The sequence below is a fragment of the Pseudomonas sp. GV085 genome (assembly GCF_003050925.1).
In the GTDB taxonomy this organism is placed as follows: Bacteria; Pseudomonadota; Gammaproteobacteria; order Pseudomonadales; family Pseudomonadaceae; genus Aquipseudomonas.
In genome coordinates this window covers 1-1,612 of sequence record NZ_QAOV01000040.1, presented here as the reverse complement: position 1 = coordinate 1,612, position 1,612 = coordinate 1, and the positions used below count along the sequence as shown (strand labels likewise).

The 1,612-nt window shown below is 55.8% G+C and carries 1 protein-coding gene; it reads right to left on the bottom strand.

The window, feature by feature from the left end; all coding sequences use genetic code 11:
- Nucleotides 1-162: 162 nt before the first annotated feature.
- Nucleotides 163-1,536 (bottom strand): transposase, encoded by a 1,374-nt coding sequence (locus C8K63_RS29975; RefSeq protein WP_108219971.1) that lies wholly within the window; start codon nucleotides 1,534-1,536, stop codon nucleotides 163-165.
- Nucleotides 1,537-1,612: the final 76 nt, after the last annotated feature.

The window sequence follows — 1,612 nt, the reverse complement described above, 5'->3', positions numbered from 1 at the left end:
GCCGATTCTGTTGAAAAAGTCGGTTTTTCAAATGGCCTGAACTCAGGCACGACCACCACCGGAGAACCTACTCACCACATTGAGTGGTTTTTCGGCCCTTCGGTGACCTTTGCTGCTCTGTTATTGGGTTAATTTGAGGTTTTTTGCTTGGTGCAGGCGCACCTATCCCGTGACTGGTGGCCCTTGAGATGAACATTTGGCCAGCCGTCGCAGGTTCTGCACCGCAGCGGCCAGCGTGAATTCATCCGTCGCGCCACTCATGCCACGTAGCCGCAGGCGATCCAATTTCAGGATGCGCTTGAGGTGGGCAAACAACATTTCGACCTTTTTACGTTCGTGGCGAGAGCGCTGATATGCCGGCGTTGCTGCAATGCGCCGAGCCACATCGCGAGCGGCTTCATGGACGCTGCGAGCGATCTTGCGAATCGAAGTGTTCGGGCAGCACTTGGCTTTCATCGGACATGTCGCGCAGTCGGTCTGTCTGGATCGGAAGATGATGGTGTTGGCTTTTGTGACGTGCGAACGCTCGTTTTTGAAGGCTCGCCATTCGCTGCGCAATGGGTTGCCGGTCGGGCAGCGGTATTCCTCGGCCTCTTCATTCCAGTGGAAATCGTTACTCGAAAAGCTGTCGTTCTTGCGCTCAGTTTTGTCCCACACCGGCACATGTGGCTCGATGTCTTTTTCCTCCACCATCCAGGCCAGCATCGGCGCGGTACCGTAAGCGGTGTCGCCAATGAGGCGCTCCGGTTTGATGTCGAACTGCGCTTCGACCCGATCGATCATCGTCTTGGTGCTCTCGACTTCTGCGGTTCGATGAGCCGGTGTGGGTTCCACATCCATGATCACGCCGTGCTCGGTATCGATCAGATAATTCGTGGAGTAAGCGTAGAACGCTGGGCCACCTGGAGCTGCGGTCCAGCGGGCTTGAGGATCAGTCAGCGATAGGCGCTTCGGTAGCGTTTCGGCCAGAGCCTCTTCATCGAGTGCCTCAAGATACTCACGCACGGCGCGGGTGCTCAGGGCCGGATCGCTCCAGTTGACCTGTTCATCACCCGGTACACCGCGCTGCCGGCTGGCATCCGCTTTGATGATGCTGGCGTCTACGGCAAAGCCTTCACCTTTGACCAAGCCTGCGTCCATGCAACGACGCAGCACTTCATTGAACAGCCAGCGAAACAGATCGCTGTCCCGAAAACGGCCGTGTCTATTTTTGGAAAAGGTCGAGTGATTGGGGACTTCATCTTCAAGGCTTAACCGGCAGAACCAGCGATACGCCAGGTTCAAATGGGCCTCTTCGCACAACCGCCGCTCTGAGCGAATACCGTAGCAATAGCCCACGATCAGCATGCGAATCATCAGTTCAGGATCAATCGACGGACGCCCGATCGGGCTATAAAAATCGGCGAGGTAATGGCGCAGGTCGCTCAGATCGAGACACCGATCAATGCTGCGCAGAAGGTGATTGGCTGGAATGTGATCTTCAAGGTTGAACGAGTAAAACAGCCGATCCTGCCCACTCGATAACTGTCCCATCATGCTGCGTGCTTCCCTGCTGGCCAATGCAGATATTTTGCCGCAGGCCAGATAGGGGAGCTACTTTTTCAACAGAATC

Excerpts from the sequence above, each read along its gene's own strand:
- C8K63_RS29975 (WP_108219971.1), bottom strand. The coding sequence starts at position 1,536 with ATGATGGGACAGTTATCGAGTGGGCAGGATCGGCTGTTTTACTCGTTC.